This window comes from Alitiscatomonas aceti, assembly GCF_025567195.1.
In the GTDB taxonomy this organism is placed as follows: domain Bacteria; phylum Bacillota; class Clostridia; order Lachnospirales; family Lachnospiraceae; genus Alitiscatomonas; species Alitiscatomonas aceti.
Map to the genome: position 1 here is coordinate 84,464 of NZ_JAOQJF010000004.1, position 15,237 is coordinate 99,700.

The window sequence follows — 15,237 nt, forward strand, 5'->3', positions numbered from 1 at the left end:
GCGGTTTACAGGGCTCCGCACAGGACATAGGCCAGGGTCCCCACGGCTCCGGAGCCCAGGATGATGGAGACGGCCCCCACCTTTCCATGGAATCTTCTTAACAGAAACAGGGACCCGGCAAACAGTATGAGCTCAATGGGGCGCAGGGCTGCCAGGGAGATATTATAAAAGCTGGTGTTGAACAGTGCCAGCATCAGAATGGACATTCCAGCGGAGCCGATCATGGCAACCACCGCCGGGCGCAGGGCCGAGAGCACCGTCTGGACGCCGGAGAAGGAGCGGTATTTATAGTAAAAGTGGGCCAGGGTCAGACAGATGATGAAGGAGGGGATGATACAGCCCAGAGTGCAGAGGACTGCGCCCAGGGGACCTGCCAACCGGGTTCCCACAAAGGTGGAGGAGTTGATGGAGACCGGGCCTGGGGTCATCTCAGCAATGGTGATCAGATCCGTAAACTCAGCCATGGTCATCAGCTTGTGGACGTTTACGATCTGGTCCTGGATCAGCGGGATCGCGGCGTAGCCTCCGCCTACGGAGAACATGCCCACCTGGATGAAGGAGAAAAATAAGCTAATTAAAAGATTCATTTCCGGTTACCCCTTTCTTTTTATAAGACGTAAGGACCGCCTCTGTGATCCCGATGACAAGGCAGATCAGAATGATGATCATGGCGCTGACACCGAAGAAATACGCTCCGCAGAAGGAGAGGACCATGAGGGACGTATAGAACACGGAATGGCTGTTCCAGACGTTTTTTGCCAGATTCCATGTGACGTCCAGGATCACGGCCGCAACGCCTGCCCGCATGACCTGGAGGGCGGCGGCAATATAGAGATTCTGCCGGAATTCTGTGTAAAAGACACAGATCAGGGAGATCACGAACATGGGCGGAAGGATGGTCCCCAGGACTGCGGCCAGGGAGCCGGGGATGCCCTGCATCCGGTAGCCGATGATCACAGAGGCATTGACCGGCAGGGGGCCGGGAGAGGACTGGGTGATGGCCGTGATGTCTAACATTTCATCCTCCTCCAGCCATTTCAGCTCTTCCACAAATTTTTTCTTCATAAGAGATACGATGACGAAGCCGCCGCCAAAGGTGCAGGCGCTCAGGAGGAACATGGATTTAAAAAGGATCCACAGCTGTTCCAGGTTCTTTTTTTGTAACATGATGATTTCTTTTCCTGTTGTTTGATGAGGCCATTATATCCAGATTTTATAAGAAAGTAAAATTATATATATTGATACAACGATAAAAATACGTTATGATAAAAGGGAGGAGGGATGAGGAATGCTGGATTTTCGGATCGAAACGTTCCTGGCGGCCTGCCGGCATATGAATTTTACTGCGGCGGCGGAGGAGCTTCACATTACCCAGCCGGCGGTATCCCAGCATATCCGGTTCCTGGAAAAGAAATACGGCGCAGAGCTGTTTGTCCGGGACGGGAAGCGGCTGGAGCTGACCCGGGCGGGAGAGATCCTTAAACGGACCATGATCACCATGGAAAATCACCAGAGAGCCATGGAAAAACGGATGCGGGAGTCCGGGAACGCTGTAAGGACGCTGACCATGGGCGTGACCATGACCATTGGGGAATATGCGGTCACAGGGCCTCTGGCCCGGTATCTGAACCTCCATCCGGACGTGAATGTATGCCTGCGGTTCGGCAACACGGACCGGCTTTTGGAGGCGCTCCGGGCAGGGGAGATGGATCTGGCCTTAAGCGAGGGGTATATCCGGTCAGAGGAGTTTGATACGGAGCTGTTCCGCAGGGAGTGGTACATCCCGGTCTGTGCTGCCGGACATGCCCTTCCCGCTGGGAAACAGAAGCTTAAGGATCTTCTCGGGGAGCGGCTGATCCTCAGGGAAAAGGGCTCCGGAAGCCGGAAGATCCTTGAAAGGAACCTGGCAGCCAGAAACCTTAAGATCAGCGATTTTATTCATTATGCCGAGGTGGAGAACATCCATACCATGGTGAGCCTGCTGGTCCGGGACTGCGGGATCGCCTTTTTGTACGAGGCTGCGGTGGAGCAGGAGATCCGGCAGGGGCTTTTAAAGGAGATCCGTCTGGAGGACTTTTCCATGGACCATGAATTTCTGTTTTTGTGGAACAAGGGCAGCGTTTTTTCCAGCGAGCTGAAGAAGCTCTGCGAGGAGTGGATCCAGCTGGACAAGGACGCTTCCGGCGGAAGATAATGCCGCTCCGGGATTTGAGACAGGTGATGAAATTTCAGAAGAAAGGGGAAAAGGAATGAGAGAAAGGGAATTTTACCTTCCGTCCAGCGACGGACACTCCAGGCTCCATTGTATGGAATGGCTGCCGGACGGGGAGATCCTGGGAGCCGTACAGATCGTCCACGGGATGATGGAGCATACGGGGCGCTACCGGGAAACGGCAGAATGGCTGGCAGACCGGGGGATCGCCGTCTATGGCCACGACCATCTGGGCCATGGAAGGACTGCGGCGGAAAAAGAGGATCTGGGATACTTTGGAGACAGGGATGGGGAGCTTTCACTGGTGAAGGACGTGCGCAGGCTGACGCTTTATGGAAAAAGGAGATACAGAGGAAAGCGGCTGTTCCTTCTGGGCCATAGCATGGGCTCATTTATGGTGAGGCGGACCCTGACCGTCTATGAGGACGGGCCCGACGGCGTGATCCTCATGGGGACGGGCTCCCAGCCAGAGGGAATGGTATTTGCCGGATGGTGTCTGGCGTCTCTGGTGAGCGCCATAAGGGGGAGCCGCAGCCGGAGCCGTCTGCTCCACGAGCTGTCCCTGGGAAATTATAACCGGAAATTCTGGCCGGTACAGACGGACCACGACTGGCTTACCAGGGATATGGAAAAGGCCAGGAGCTTTGAAGCAGATCCGTACTGCCAGTTCCTTTTTACTGCCGGGGCCTACCGGGATTTTTTCCGGGTGATCCTCATGGACCAGCGGGCAGAACGGCTGGGAAGGATGCGGACGGACATGCCCCTTCTTCTGCTTTCCGGGGACCGGGATCCGGTGGGAGAAAACGAAAGAGGGGTCAGAAAGGTGTATAAGCGGTTTTCAGACGCAGGCTGCCGGGATATTACCCTGGGCTTTTATAAGGACGCCCGCCATGAGCTGTTCAATGAGACCAACCGGGAGGAGGTACGGGAGGATCTTCTTTCCTGGATTCTGGGGCATCTGGAGGAACAGAATAGTTAAAACCGGGCCCGGGGCTGTAGCCGCCCCGGGTTAAAATAAGGCTTGAAATTCCAGCCGGCATCCGGTATAGTAGGAATCAGACAAAAGCTTTCTAAGATGATTTCAAATAAACTCTTTATTCATTTCAAAAGCGATCAGAGAATTTCCATGAAGACCAGAGGACAAAAATATGGAGCATGCCGCAAAGCTGCGGCGTATTTCGGAAAGAAGGGAAGATAAGACTTGTTTGGAAAAGTGAATAGTATTTATCTCCAGGGCATGTGGGGGACCCAGGTGTCTGTGGAGGCGGATGTGAGCGGAGGCCTTCCCGGCTGGTCCTTTGTGGGATACCTGGCCTCTGAGGTGCGGGAGGCCCAGGACCGGGTCCGGACGGCCATCCGGAACCTGGGAGTGGAGCTGCCGCCAAAAAAGGTGACCATCAACCTGTCTCCTGCGGATCTGAGAAAGGAGGGAACGGGCTTTGATCTTGCCATTGCGGCGGCGATCCTGACGGCCTACGGGATCATCCCGGCCCCGGAGGAAACGTGGCTGTTTTTGGGGGAGCTGGGGCTGGACGGCCGTATCAAGGGGATCCCGGGAGCCCTTACCCTTACGGTCCGGGCCCAGGAGCTGGGGTTTACGCGGCTGTTCCTGCCAGAGGAGAATCTGGAGGAGGCGTCCATGATCCAGGGGATCGGCCTGGTGGGAGCTGGGGATCTTAAGAGTCTTATGGAGCTCCTTAAGGGAGCGGGTCCCATAAAGGAGTATGAGCGCCGGGAAAGGCCGGGAACAGACACGGGCCAGGAGAAATACGCCGGGGATTTTTCAGAGGTCAACGGGCAGAAGGTTTTGCGGCGGGCGGCTGAGGTGGCAGTGGCCGGGATGCACAATCTCCTAATGATCGGCCCGGCGGGATCTGGAAAGACCATGGTGGCCCGGAGGCTTGCGACGATCCTTCCGGCAATGACCCAGGAGGAGCAGATCGAAATCTCAAAAATATACAGTGTCTGCAATCTTCTTAGCGGGGAGGAGCCTCTGATCCGGAGACGGCCTTTCCGGGCGCCCCATCATACGGTATCGGCCCAGGCCCTGACCGGCGGAGGGAGCCGGCCAAAGCCCGGGGAGATATCTCTGGCCACCGGAGGGATCCTGTTTCTGGACGAGCTTCCGGAAATGAGCCGGGGGGCCCTGGAGGCCCTGAGACAGCCTCTGGAGGAGCGCCAGGTCACCATCTCCCGGGTTTACGGAACGTGCAGCTATCCGGCTGATTTCCAGCTTGTGGCGGCCATGAATCCATGCAGGTGCGGACACTATCCGGACCTGTCCAGATGCACCTGTACCGCAGGGGAGGTGAGCCGGTATCTGGGAAAGATCTCCGGGCCGCTCCTGGACCGGATGGATATCTGCGTGGAGGCCCAGGCAGTGACCTATGAGGAGATGGAGGGGAAGGCGGAAAATGAGAGCTCGGCATCCATCCGCGCCAGGGTAGAAGCGGCCCGGGCCATCCAGAGAGAGCGGTTTAAAGGGCTTTCCATCCGGTGCAACGGGGAGATGGGAGGAGGACAGATCCGCCGGTTCTGTCCACTTAATAAGGAAGAAAGTGAATTCATGGAGCATATTTTTTTCAGTCTGGGAATTTCAGTCCGGATGTACGGGAAGATCCTGAAGGTGGCCCGGACGGCGGCGGATCTGGATGGCCGGGAGCAGATCCTCACAAAGGATCTCAGCGAGGCCGTATCCTATGTGCGGATCCGGCAGCGGTACTGGAAAAACGGTTAGGGGGGAGGATCATGACAGAAAAAGAATACCTTTATCTGCTCCTTCACGCAGCCGGGACCGGAGCAGTCACAGCCCAAAGGCTGTATGAACATTTTGGCAGCTATGAGCACATATGGAAGGCGGAAAAAAGGGAGCTGGAGCGGTCTGGGCTTTTAAGCCATGGAAGACTTTCCGGGCTTCTGGAAGCCCGGCTGCGGGAAGAAGAGCTCCGGGAGGACTTTGCAGCCCTGGAAAAAAGAGGGCTCCGGTTTATTGCCTGGTGGGAGGAGGGATACCCCGGACGGCTCCTTCCCTTCAGGGACCGTCCGGCGGGGCTGTTCGTCCGGGGAACCCTTCCAGCAAAGGACCGGTTTACGGCGGCCATCGTAGGGGCCAGAAGCTGCACGGAGCTGGGCCGTCAAACCGCAGAGCGGCTGGCCTTCCGTCTGGCGGAGGCTGGCGTCCAGGTGATCAGCGGCCTGGCCCTGGGCATCGACGGAGCGGCCCATAAGGGCGCGCTGGAGGCGGGAGGGAAGACCTTTGCGGTCCTGGGCTGCGGAGCCGACCGGTGCTATCCCAGGGAAAACTATGGATTGTTCCATAAAATGGAAACACAGGGAGGCGTCCTGTCTGAGTTCGTACCCGGAACAAGCCCGCTTCCCATGAATTTTCCCATGAGGAACCGGATCATCAGCGGCCTTTCGGACGCGGTCATCCTGGTGGAGGCCAGGGAAAAAAGCGGCTCCCTGATCACTGCCGACCTGGCTCTGGAGCAGGGGAAAGAGGTATTTGCCGTCCCGGGGCGGATCACAGATCCCCTAAGCCGCGGCTGCAACCGGCTGATCCAGAACGGAGCCGCCGTCTGCCTGGGGCCGGAGGATGTGCTGGAGGCCTTTGGGATAAAATTTGAAAAAAAGACAAGGGCCGATAAAAAAACAGAAAAGAGGCTTGCAAAGAATGAAAATATGGTGTATAGTTTCTTAGATTCGCGGTCCGGAACCCTGGAAGAGATCATGGATGCGTGCGGCTTATCCGTCACGGAAACAATGGAATGTTTGCTGAAACTGGAATTGATGGGAATGGTCCAGGGGAACGGGGATCAATATTATTGCAGAAAGTTGTGAGGTTGGTATGGCCAGTAATCTTGTGATCGTAGAGTCTCCTGCAAAGGTGAAAACTATTAAGAAATTTTTAGGATCCAGCTATGAGGTGGACGCGTCCGGCGGTCATGTACGGGATTTTCCCAAAAGCCAGTTCGGCATTGATGTGGACAACGATTTTGAACCGAAATATATTACGATCCGTGGAAAGGGCGAGGTCCTTGCCAGGCTGAGAAAGGAAGTCAAGAAGGCCGATAAGATCTATCTGGCAACGGACCCGGACCGGGAGGGGGAAGCCATCTCCTGGCATCTGTTAAAGGCGCTGAAGCTGGATGAGGTGAAGGATAAAAAGGTATATCGGATCAGCTTCAATGAGATTACGAAAAACGCGGTGAAAACATCCTTAAAGGAGCCCAGAGCCATTGATATGAACCTGGTGGACGCCCAGCAGGCCAGGCGTATGCTGGACCGTATGGTGGGATACAGCATCAGCCCGATCCTCTGGGAAAAGGTAAAAAGGGGCTTAAGCGCCGGCCGTGTCCAGTCGGTGGCCCTGCGGATGATCTGCGACCGGGAGGACGAGATCGCGGCCTTTATCCCCGAGGAGTACTGGAGCCTGGAGGCGGGACTTAAGGCTCCGGGAGCCAGAAAGCCCATGACTGCCAGGTTCCACCACGACCAGAACGGAAGGACCGAGATCCGGAGCCGTGCTGAAATGGAGGAGATCCGGAGCTTTCTGGAGGGAAAGAAATTCCTGGTGGAGGAGATCAAAAACGGAGAGAGGACCAAAAAGCCCCCGATCCCATTTACCACCAGCACCATGCAGCAGGAGGCCTCCAAGGCCCTGAATTTCTCTACTCAGAAGACCATGCGGGTCGCCCAGCAGTTATATGAGGGCGTGGACGTGAAGGGCCATGGCACCATCGGTCTTATCACATATCTGAGGACCGACTCCACCCGCGTGGCCGAGGAGGCGGACAAGACGGCCAGAGCCTTTATTGAAGAGCAGTACGGCAGCCAGTACGTTTCCCAGCGGGAGAGCGAGAAAAAGGCATCGGGAAAGATCCAGGATGCCCATGAGGCCATCCGTCCTACCAATATTGCCCTGACCCCGACGCAGGTGAAGGAGTCCCTGTCCAGGGACCAGTTCCGCTTATACCAGCTGATCTGGAAGCGGTTTGCTGCCAGCCGCATGGCAGCAGCCGTTTATGAGACCACATCCGTAAAGATCGGTGCAGAAGGAGTCCAGTTCACCATGACGGCCTCCAGGGTGAAGTTTGACGGCTTTATGTCAGTCTATATGGAGGCTGACGATAAGGAAGAAAAGAACCAGCTTCTGGCAAAGCTGGAAAAGGGCCAGGAGCTGGAGCTGGTAAGCCTGGAGGACGCACAGCACTTTACCCAGCCGCCGGCCCATTATACGGAGGCCTCCCTGGTAAAGGCTCTGGAGGAGCAGGGCATCGGACGTCCCAGTACCTATGCTCCCACCATCACCACGATCCTGTCGAGACGGTACATCACCAAAGAAAATAAGAATCTCTATGTGACGGAGCTGGGCGAGGTGGTAAACCGGATCATGAAGCAGTGCTTCCCCAGCATTGTGGACCTTACCTTCACAGCGAACCTGGAATTCCTCCTGGACAGCGTGGGGGAGGGAAACACCAGCTGGAAGACTGTTGTAAGAAACTTTTATCCGGATCTCTGCGAAGCAGTTGAGGAAGCAAAGGAGACCCTGGAAACCGTTCATATTGCCGACGAGGAGTCCGATGAGCTGTGTGAGCTCTGTGGAAGGCGCATGGTCATCAAATATGGCCCCCACGGGAAGTTCCTGGCCTGTCCCGGCTTCCCTGAATGCCGCAACACGAAGCCGTATTTTGAAAAAACGGGAATCCCCTGTCCCAAATGCGGAAAAGAAGTGGTCATCAAAAAGACGAAAAAGGGAAGAAAATTTTACGGCTGCGAGGGCAATCCGGAATGTGATTTCATTTCCTGGCAGAAGCCGTCCAGAGAGAAATGTCCGGAATGCGGAAGCTATATGGTTGAAAAGGGAAACAAGCTGGCATGCTCCAATGAACAGTGCGGTTTTGTGAAAAATAGACAAGACTCATAGGGGGAAATGTGACACCTTTATGAAATAAAGGATAAATATTTCTTAATTAAACGAAAAAGTCTTGATATTCATGAAATATCGTGTTACAATTCTCGTGAAAGAACATTTTTGCTATACGATATTGTGAAGAGAAGGAGGTTTTCGGATAATGAGTGTGGAATTATTGGACAAGACCCGAAAAATTAACAAATTACTTCATAACAACAATTCTCACAAAGTGGTATTCAACGATATCTGTAAGGTACTGAGCGAGATCTTACTGTCAAATATCCTGGTGATCAGTAAGAAGGGAAAGGTTCTTGGAGTGAGCATCTGTCCGGAGGTGGATGAGATCCATGAGCTGATCGAGGACAAGGTGGGCGGCTATATTGATAAAATGCTCAATGAACGTCTGTTAAGCGTACTTTCCACAAAAGAAAACGTAAATCTCGCCACACTGGGATTTGCAGAAGAAAATGTAAAGAAGTACCAGGCGATCATTACTCCCATCGATATTGCCGGAGAGCGTCTTGGAACACTGTTCATCTATAAAGCGGACGAACAGTACGACATTGACGATATCATCTTATGCGAGTACGGCACCACCGTAGTCGGACTGGAAATGATGCGCTCGGTCAACGAGGAGAACGCGGAGGAGACCAGAAAGGTGCAGATCGTGAAATCGGCCATCAGCACGCTTTCGTTTTCAGAGCTGGAAGCCATCACGCATATTTTCGACGAGCTGGACGGAAATGAAGGGATCCTGGTTGCCAGCAAGATCGCAGACCGTGTGGGCATCACCCGTTCCGTTATCGTAAATGCTTTGAGGAAATTTGAGAGCGCCGGTGTCATCGAGTCCCGGTCCTCCGGTATGAAGGGAACGTATATCAAGGTCCTCAACGACGTGATCTTTGACGAGTTAAAGAACCTGAAAAAGACGGGCAACAAGTAATCTGCCTGCGGAATATGGAAAAGAGGGCGCTTCCGGTATCGGACGGCGCTTTCTTTTTTGCAAAAGAATGTGAAAAAACACTTGCACACCGGGAATACTTATGTTATATTTGAAAAGCTGACAATATGCACGTCTGCGGATTCTGAAAATGGTGCTGCCGAAACCGGCGGTCTTTGAGGAAGTCAGATGCAGGCGGAAGAAAAAAACCATATGGAGGAAAGAAAATGAGCGTTATTTCAATGAAGCAGCTTCTGGAAGCCGGCGTACATTTCGGCCACCAGACAAGAAGATGGAACCCCAAAATGGCTCCGTACATCTACACTGAGAGAAATGGTATCTACATCATCGATCTTCAGAAATCCGTAGGCAAGGTTGACGAGGCTTACAAGGCCATCGCTGACATCGCTGCAGACGGCGGCACCATCCTGTTCGTAGGAACAAAGAAGCAGGCCCAGGATGCCATCAAGACAGAGGCAGAGCGCTGCAACATGTTCTATGTAAACGAGAGATGGCTGGGCGGCATGCTCACCAACTTCAAGACCATCCAGTCCAGAATCGCAAGATTAAAAGCGATCGAGAAGATGGCTGAGGACGGAACCTTCGACGTACTTCCTAAGAAGGAAGTAATCGCTCTTAAGAAAGAGTGGGAGAAGTTAGAGAAGAACCTGGGCGGCATCAAGGAAATGAAGAAGATCCCGGATGCGATCTTTGTTGTAGATCCGAAGAAGGAAAGAATCTGCGTACAGGAAGCCCACACTCTGGGAATCCCGCTGATCGGTATCGCTGATACAAACTGCGATCCGGAAGAGCTGGATTATGTGATCCCGGGTAACGACGACGCCATCAGAGCCGTTAAGCTGATCGTGTCCAAGATGGCTGACGCAGTGATCGAGGCAAACCAGGGCGAAGCAGAAGCAGTTGAAGAGATGGCTGCAGAGGAAGAGTCTGCAGAGGCTTAAATCTCAGCAGTGCCGGCCGGGTTTCCGTGGGAATCCGGCCGTTTGAGTATATTCATAAATCGGAGGAAACGAACATGGCAGCAGTAACAGCCGCAATGGTAAAAGAATTAAGAGAAATGACAGGCACCGGAATGATGGACTGCAAGAAGGCTCTTGCAGCTACCGAAGGCGACATGGACAAGGCCGTTGAGTTCTTACGTGAAAAAGGACTTGCAGGCGCAGCTAAGAAGGCTGGCCGTATCGCAGCAGAGGGTATCGTTGTTACAGCCCTTTCCGCAGACGAGAAGAGCGCAGTAGTTGTAGAGGTAAACGCTGAGACAGACTTCGTGGCAAAGAACGAGAAGTTCCAGACCTACGCAGCTGACGTTGCAGCCCAGGCTCTGAACACCAGCGCAGCAGATATGGATGCATTTATGGAAGAGAAATGGGAAAAGGATCCGTCCATGACCGTAAAAGAGGCTCTGTCCTCCCAGATCTCCATCATCGGTGAGAACATGAATATCCGCCGTTTTGAGCAGGTAAAGGAGGAGAACGGTTTCGTTGCTTCCTATATCCATGCCGGCGGTAAGATCGGTGTTCTTGTGGATGTTGAGACAGACGTTGTAAACGACGCTGTTAAGGAAATGGCAAGAAACGTGGCAATGCAGTGTGCAGCCTTAAAGCCCCAGTATACCGACCGCAGCGAGATCAGCGCCGATTTCATCGAGCATGAGAAGAGCATCCTGATGGCGCAGATCATGAACGATCCCAAGGAGGCTTCCAAGCCGGAGAAGGTGATCCAGGGCATGATCCAGGGCCGTATCAACAAGGAAATGAAAGAGATCTGCCTCTTAGACCAGGTTTATGTAAAGGCAGAGGACGGCAAGCAGTCCGTATCCCAGTATGTGGCTGAGGTTGCAAAGGCCAACGGCGCAAAGATCGCTGTTAAGAAGTTCGTCCGCTTCGAGACCGGCGAGGGAATGGAAAAGAAGAACGAGGACTTTGCAGCAGAGGTTGCAAAGCAGATGGGACAGTAAGCTTCCCGTCAAAACAGCATAGAAAGATTTTAAGAGCTCTGGAGGGATCCAGGGCTTTTTTTTTAACGAAAATGGCCCGAACCAGAGAAGATTGATCTGGTGCGGGCTTTTTTCATTTCTGGCTATTTTTCGTCGCAGGCCTTTAAAAAGAGCCGGAGAAGCTCCATGGCATAGGAGCGCTTTTTTTCGCTGCAGTGCCCAAGGAGTTCTTCGACGGCTTCCATTTCCAAAAGCTGTTCCGGAGTCTTTGGTTCGGTGTCTTCGTATCCATAGATGATGTAGTCCATGGTAACATTCAGACTTGAGGATAGAAGGATCAGGGTTTCAATGGACATGCCGCAGCTGCCGCGTTCAATATCCTGGCAGTATTTGTAGGCGCGTCCGATCTTTTCAGCGAGCTCTTCCTGGGTCATTCCTAGAAGAAGCCGCCGCTGCCGGATACGGTCGCCGGCAGCGATCCGGTCGTAAAGTTGCATGGGAGACCTCACTTTCTTTGTATGAATCTGGAATTTTAAACCAACAGCTCAATAGTAGTACCAGAATATAAAAAACTATCACACCTGTTTTAAACATACATTCAACACCTGTTTTAAGCGAAAAAACCTTGAATTTATTTTTATACTGTGGTAGAGTATCTTATGAAAAATATGGAATGCAATGCGCAGACCATGAGAACAGGTGAGATTTTTGCGGGAATTGGACAGAAAAAAGATCATTGATATACATGCGCATATCCTGCCGGGGGTGGACGACGGAGCCAGGGATCTCAAAGAAAGCATCGCTCTGGCTGTCTCAGCAGCCAGCCAGGGGATCCGCGCAGTGATCGCCACCCCCCATTTCTCCAGGCGGGGCGATCCAGATGAATACAGACAGCTTCTGAAAAGCGTGCAGACGGAGATCTGGAAGAGCTGCCCGGATTTTCAGCTGTATCTGGGTCAGGAGCTTTATTATCATGAGGACCTGGGCGACAGGCTTTTGAGCGGACAGGCCCTGACCCTGGCAGACAGCAGCTATATCCTTGTGGAATTCGATCCGGCAGCGCCGTTTTCACGGATGAGCCGGGGGATCCGGAATCTTTGTGGTCTGGGGTATATTCCTGTTTTAGCCCATGCGGAGAGGTACGGATGTCTCCGGGAAAGCGGGATGCTGGAGCGTCTCCGGGAGATGGGCGCATTGTTTCAGGTCAATTATGAAAGCCTTACGGGGCGATGGTATGACCGGGACGTATTCTGGTGCCGGAAGCAGATCAGGGAGCACCGGATCCATTTTTTAAGCACCGATATGCACCAGATGGATCACCGGCCGCCGGAAATAAAGAGAGCGCTGGACTGGCTGGACAAAAATGTGGATGCAGAATACAAAAAAAGTCTGACGGAAGGAAATTCCAGGAGGATCCTGGAGGACGGTGCAGTCAGATAGAATGAACAACAGGGGAAGAATGAGATGAACAGCAGAAATAATGAAATGGAAATCGATCTGCTGGAGCTTTTCCGCGTATGGAAAAAGAAGCTCTGGCTGATCATTCTTGTGACTTTTCTTGGGGGAACTGTGGGCTTTGCGTTCAGTAAGATCGCCCTGACCCCCATGTACACGTCTACATCCATGATGTACGCCGTATCGAAGGAAACGACCCTCACATCCCTGGCGGATCTTCAGATCGGAAGCCAGCTGACCCAGGACTATAAGGTGATCATCACCAGCCGTCCGGTACTGGAGGAGGTCATTGGGGATCTGGATCTGAATATTTCCTATGAAATATTGAAATCGAAAATTTCGATCAATAACCCTGCGGATACCCGTATCCTGGCGATCACGGCTACGGATCCGGATCCGCAGATGGCAAAGGCCATCGTAGACCGGACCGCGTCGGTATCTTCCGGCTACATCGGCGATATTATGGAAATGATCCCCCCAAAGATCATAGAGGAGGGGCAGGTGCCCACCCAGAAGTCCAGTCCCAGCAATACCAGAAATGCGGCGCTGGGAGCTCTTCTTGGCCTGGTACTTACCTGTGGAATCACAGCCATGCAGATGATCCTGAACGACACGATCCAGACAGAAGAGGATGTGGAGCGGTATCTGGATCTGACGGTCCTTGCATCCGTTCCCAGGAGAAATGAGGATGGAAAGGGAGCGGAGGCTGAGCGGAAATCCAAAAAGAAGAAGGCCCGCACTGCGCCCAGAGAGAATCAGGAAAGCCAGAAGCCGGAGGGCAGATCCAGACGGAAGGGGGGAAAAGAGTAATGGAAGATATGCATCTGGAATTGAAACCGGGAAAGACCAGTGATTACGAATATACCGAGGCAGTGAAAACACTGCGTACCAACATTCAGTTCTGCGGAAGCAGCGTAAGGGTCATTATGTTTACCAGCGCAATCCCCAGTGAGGGAAAAAGTGATCTTTCCTTTGCAACAGCGGAGGCCCTGGCCCAGATCGGAAAACGCACGCTGCTGATCGACGCGGACATCCGTAAGTCGATCCTTACTTACCGGTATCAGTTAAAAAACAAGCTGAACGGATTGTCCCAGTTTTTAAGCGGACAGAAAAGGCTGGAGGAGGTCTTATACACCACCAGCACCAGGGGACTGGATCTGATCTTTGCCGGACCGTTTTCTCCCAATCCGGCAGAGCTTCTTGAAGAGGAGCTTTTCGGAGATACAGTGAAAAAGCTCAGGGAAGCGTATGACTATATCATCATCGATACCCCGCCCATGGCCGGACTGATCGACGGAGCCATTGTAGCCAGACATTGTGACGGAGCCGTCCTGATCATTGAGAGCGGAGCCGTCAGCTGGAGAGTAGAGCAGAAGGTGGTGGAGCAGTTAAAGCGTTCCCAGTGCAGGATCCTGGGAGCCGTATTAAATAAGGCGGACTCTGGAAACGGCGGATATTATGGACGGTACGGGAAATACGGAAAGTATGGAAAATACGGCCGGTACGAAAATGCAGAGCATGAGGAGAGCTCGTACAGCCGACTGGAGCCTGCGAAACACACTGCGGCACGGCCCCGGACAGAAATTCCCAACAGCGTCATAGAGCCGGATATGGATGAAGAATATAAAGAACTGGAATGTCCGTCAGCCGCCCCGGAACATGGGGAGTCTCAATGAGCCGGTATAGAAAAGGCCGGAGACGGGCCGCTCTTTTAGGGATCACAGCCGGATGTGTTGGGGCGGCAGTGTTTTTAGGCGTATCTGTGAAGCTGTACCGGGAGCGGAAGGATACAGAGGCAATGATCGAAAGTCGTCATGCCACCTGGGAGCAGAATACGGCAGGGGAGTCTTCTGATCCACCGGAAGCCGCTCCAGATCCGGAAAAAATGCTTTCCGAGGCTGCCGTTTCCTGGAATGGAAAGGAGTACCGGCGCAATACCTATATGAAGGCAGTCCTTTGTATGGGGGTGGACCGGGAAAATACCATGACCGGAGGTGAGGAGCCGGGACAGCGGGGGCAGGCAGATGGGATCTTCCTCGCGGCCTGGGATACGGCGAGAAATGGGCTTAAGATCTTAATGATCCCCAGAGATGCCATGACATACCTGACCCCGGTAAGCTGGGATGGAACCGTCCGGGATGAGGAATACGACCACATTACTCTGGCGTTTTCCTATGGAGACGGGTATGTGAAAAGCTGTGAAAACATGGTCAGGGAAGTGGAAGAGATGTTTAAGGGACTTCACGTGGACCATTACATGGCGACCGATCTTTCCGCTGTGGGAATATTAAACGAGGCAGTGGGAGGCGTTACAGTTACCATTCCAGCGGGACTTTCCGCTGCGGATCCCCAGTTCCAGGAAGGAAGCCGGATCACCCTGAAAGGAGATCAGGCGGAGGCGTTTGTCCGTTACAGGGATACAAAAGAGGATCATTCTGCGCTGTACAGGACGCTGCGCAGCCAGGAGTTTATCACAGGCTTCTTTGACGCGGCACAGAAAATGGCAGAAACCGACAGCCAGACAGTTCCCCGTCTTTTTGAACTGACAGAAGAATATATGATCACAGATATGGCAAAGGACCAGTATATGGGCATGGTGGCGGATATCCTTGCTTCAGAAGATCTGACTTCGGATCATTTTTATGTACTTCCTGGAAGGGCGGTGGTGACGGAAACGTATGATGAATATCATGTGGACGAAGACGCAATGACAGAGCTTCTCCTGGAGCTTTTTTACCGGGAGGCATAAAACGTGTATC

Annotated in this window: 15 protein-coding genes; 12 read left to right on the plus strand and 3 right to left on the minus strand. The window is 53.2% G+C overall.

Translation table 11 applies throughout. The annotated features are described in order from the left end of the window. Nucleotides 1-5: 5 nt before the first annotated feature. Both OCV69_RS03080 and OCV69_RS03085 read right to left on the minus strand, forming a co-directional pair. Nucleotides 6-587 carry a chromate transporter gene (locus tag OCV69_RS03080; RefSeq protein WP_158357503.1) on the minus strand — a complete coding sequence of 194 codons (582 nt, stop codon included), beginning with the start codon at nt 585-587 and terminating at the stop codon, nt 6-8. Continuing rightward, nucleotides 571-1,167, minus strand: coding sequence for a chromate transporter (locus tag OCV69_RS03085; protein ID WP_022274041.1), 597 nt, complete (start codon nt 1,165-1,167; stop codon nt 571-573). The genes OCV69_RS03080 and OCV69_RS03085 overlap by 17 nt, the downstream gene beginning before the upstream one ends. 121 nt (nt 1,168-1,288) lie before the next feature. Here OCV69_RS03085 and OCV69_RS03090 point away from each other — a divergent pair, with 121 nt between their 5' ends. The 8 genes from OCV69_RS03090 (at nt 1,289) to tsf (ending at nt 11,044) form a co-directional block, all read left to right on the plus strand. Continuing rightward, on the plus strand, nt 1,289-2,194 hold the full coding sequence (locus OCV69_RS03090; protein ID WP_158357501.1) for a LysR family transcriptional regulator: 906 nt from the start codon (nt 1,289-1,291) through the stop codon (nt 2,192-2,194). A 55-nt stretch (nt 2,195-2,249) separates the two neighbouring features. After that, nucleotides 2,250-3,191 carry an alpha/beta fold hydrolase gene (locus OCV69_RS03095; RefSeq protein WP_158357499.1) on the plus strand — a complete coding sequence of 314 codons (942 nt, stop codon included), beginning with the start codon at nt 2,250-2,252 and terminating at the stop codon, nt 3,189-3,191. 222 nt (nt 3,192-3,413) lie between these two features. Then, a complete protein-coding gene (locus OCV69_RS03100) occupies nt 3,414-4,949 on the plus strand; it encodes a YifB family Mg chelatase-like AAA ATPase (RefSeq protein WP_158357497.1) in 1,536 nt (511 codons plus the stop codon). Between the two features lie 11 nt (nt 4,950-4,960). Continuing rightward, a complete protein-coding gene (gene dprA, locus OCV69_RS03105; RefSeq protein WP_158357495.1) occupies nt 4,961-6,052 on the plus strand; it encodes a DNA-processing protein DprA in 1,092 nt (363 codons plus the stop codon). Between the two features lie 7 nt (nt 6,053-6,059). Further along, complete coding sequence (gene topA, locus OCV69_RS03110; RefSeq protein WP_158357493.1) at nt 6,060-8,138, plus strand: type I DNA topoisomerase; 2,079 nt, start codon at nt 6,060-6,062, stop codon at nt 8,136-8,138. Between the two features lie 148 nt (nt 8,139-8,286). Next, nucleotides 8,287-9,069: a GTP-sensing pleiotropic transcriptional regulator CodY gene (gene codY / locus OCV69_RS03115; protein ID WP_022273097.1), complete on the plus strand. Its 783-nt coding sequence runs from the start codon at nt 8,287-8,289 to the stop codon at nt 9,067-9,069. Nucleotides 9,070-9,293: 224 nt separating this feature from the next. Continuing rightward, nucleotides 9,294-10,028, plus strand: coding sequence for a 30S ribosomal protein S2 (gene rpsB / locus OCV69_RS03120; RefSeq protein ID WP_022273098.1), 735 nt, complete (start codon nt 9,294-9,296; stop codon nt 10,026-10,028). Nucleotides 10,029-10,102: 74 nt separating this feature from the next. Further along, complete coding sequence (tsf, locus tag OCV69_RS03125) at nt 10,103-11,044, plus strand: translation elongation factor Ts (RefSeq protein ID WP_158357491.1); 942 nt, start codon at nt 10,103-10,105, stop codon at nt 11,042-11,044. Nucleotides 11,045-11,166: 122 nt separating this feature from the next. Here tsf and OCV69_RS03130 read toward each other — a convergent pair whose 3' ends face one another. Beyond that, nucleotides 11,167-11,520, minus strand: coding sequence for a helix-turn-helix domain-containing protein (locus OCV69_RS03130; protein ID WP_022273100.1), 354 nt, complete (start codon nt 11,518-11,520; stop codon nt 11,167-11,169). Nucleotides 11,521-11,731: 211 nt separating this feature from the next. Between OCV69_RS03130 and OCV69_RS03135 the strand changes: the two genes are divergently transcribed. From OCV69_RS03135 to OCV69_RS03150, 4 genes are read left to right on the plus strand one after another with little or no spacing between them, the layout of a single operon-like run. Further along, nucleotides 11,732-12,463, plus strand: coding sequence for a CpsB/CapC family capsule biosynthesis tyrosine phosphatase (locus tag OCV69_RS03135; protein ID WP_262562967.1), 732 nt, complete (start codon nt 11,732-11,734; stop codon nt 12,461-12,463). Nucleotides 12,464-12,487: 24 nt separating this feature from the next. Continuing rightward, nucleotides 12,488-13,288, plus strand: coding sequence for a YveK family protein (locus OCV69_RS03140; RefSeq protein WP_158357489.1), 801 nt, complete (start codon nt 12,488-12,490; stop codon nt 13,286-13,288). Continuing rightward, a complete protein-coding gene (locus OCV69_RS03145; RefSeq protein WP_331485622.1) occupies nt 13,288-14,154 on the plus strand; it encodes a CpsD/CapB family tyrosine-protein kinase in 867 nt (288 codons plus the stop codon). The genes OCV69_RS03140 and OCV69_RS03145 overlap by 1 nt, the downstream gene beginning before the upstream one ends. Next, on the plus strand, nt 14,151-15,227 hold the full coding sequence (locus OCV69_RS03150; protein ID WP_262562968.1) for an LCP family protein: 1,077 nt from the start codon (nt 14,151-14,153) through the stop codon (nt 15,225-15,227). The genes OCV69_RS03145 and OCV69_RS03150 overlap by 4 nt, the downstream gene beginning before the upstream one ends. Nucleotides 15,228-15,237 lie beyond the last annotated feature (10 nt).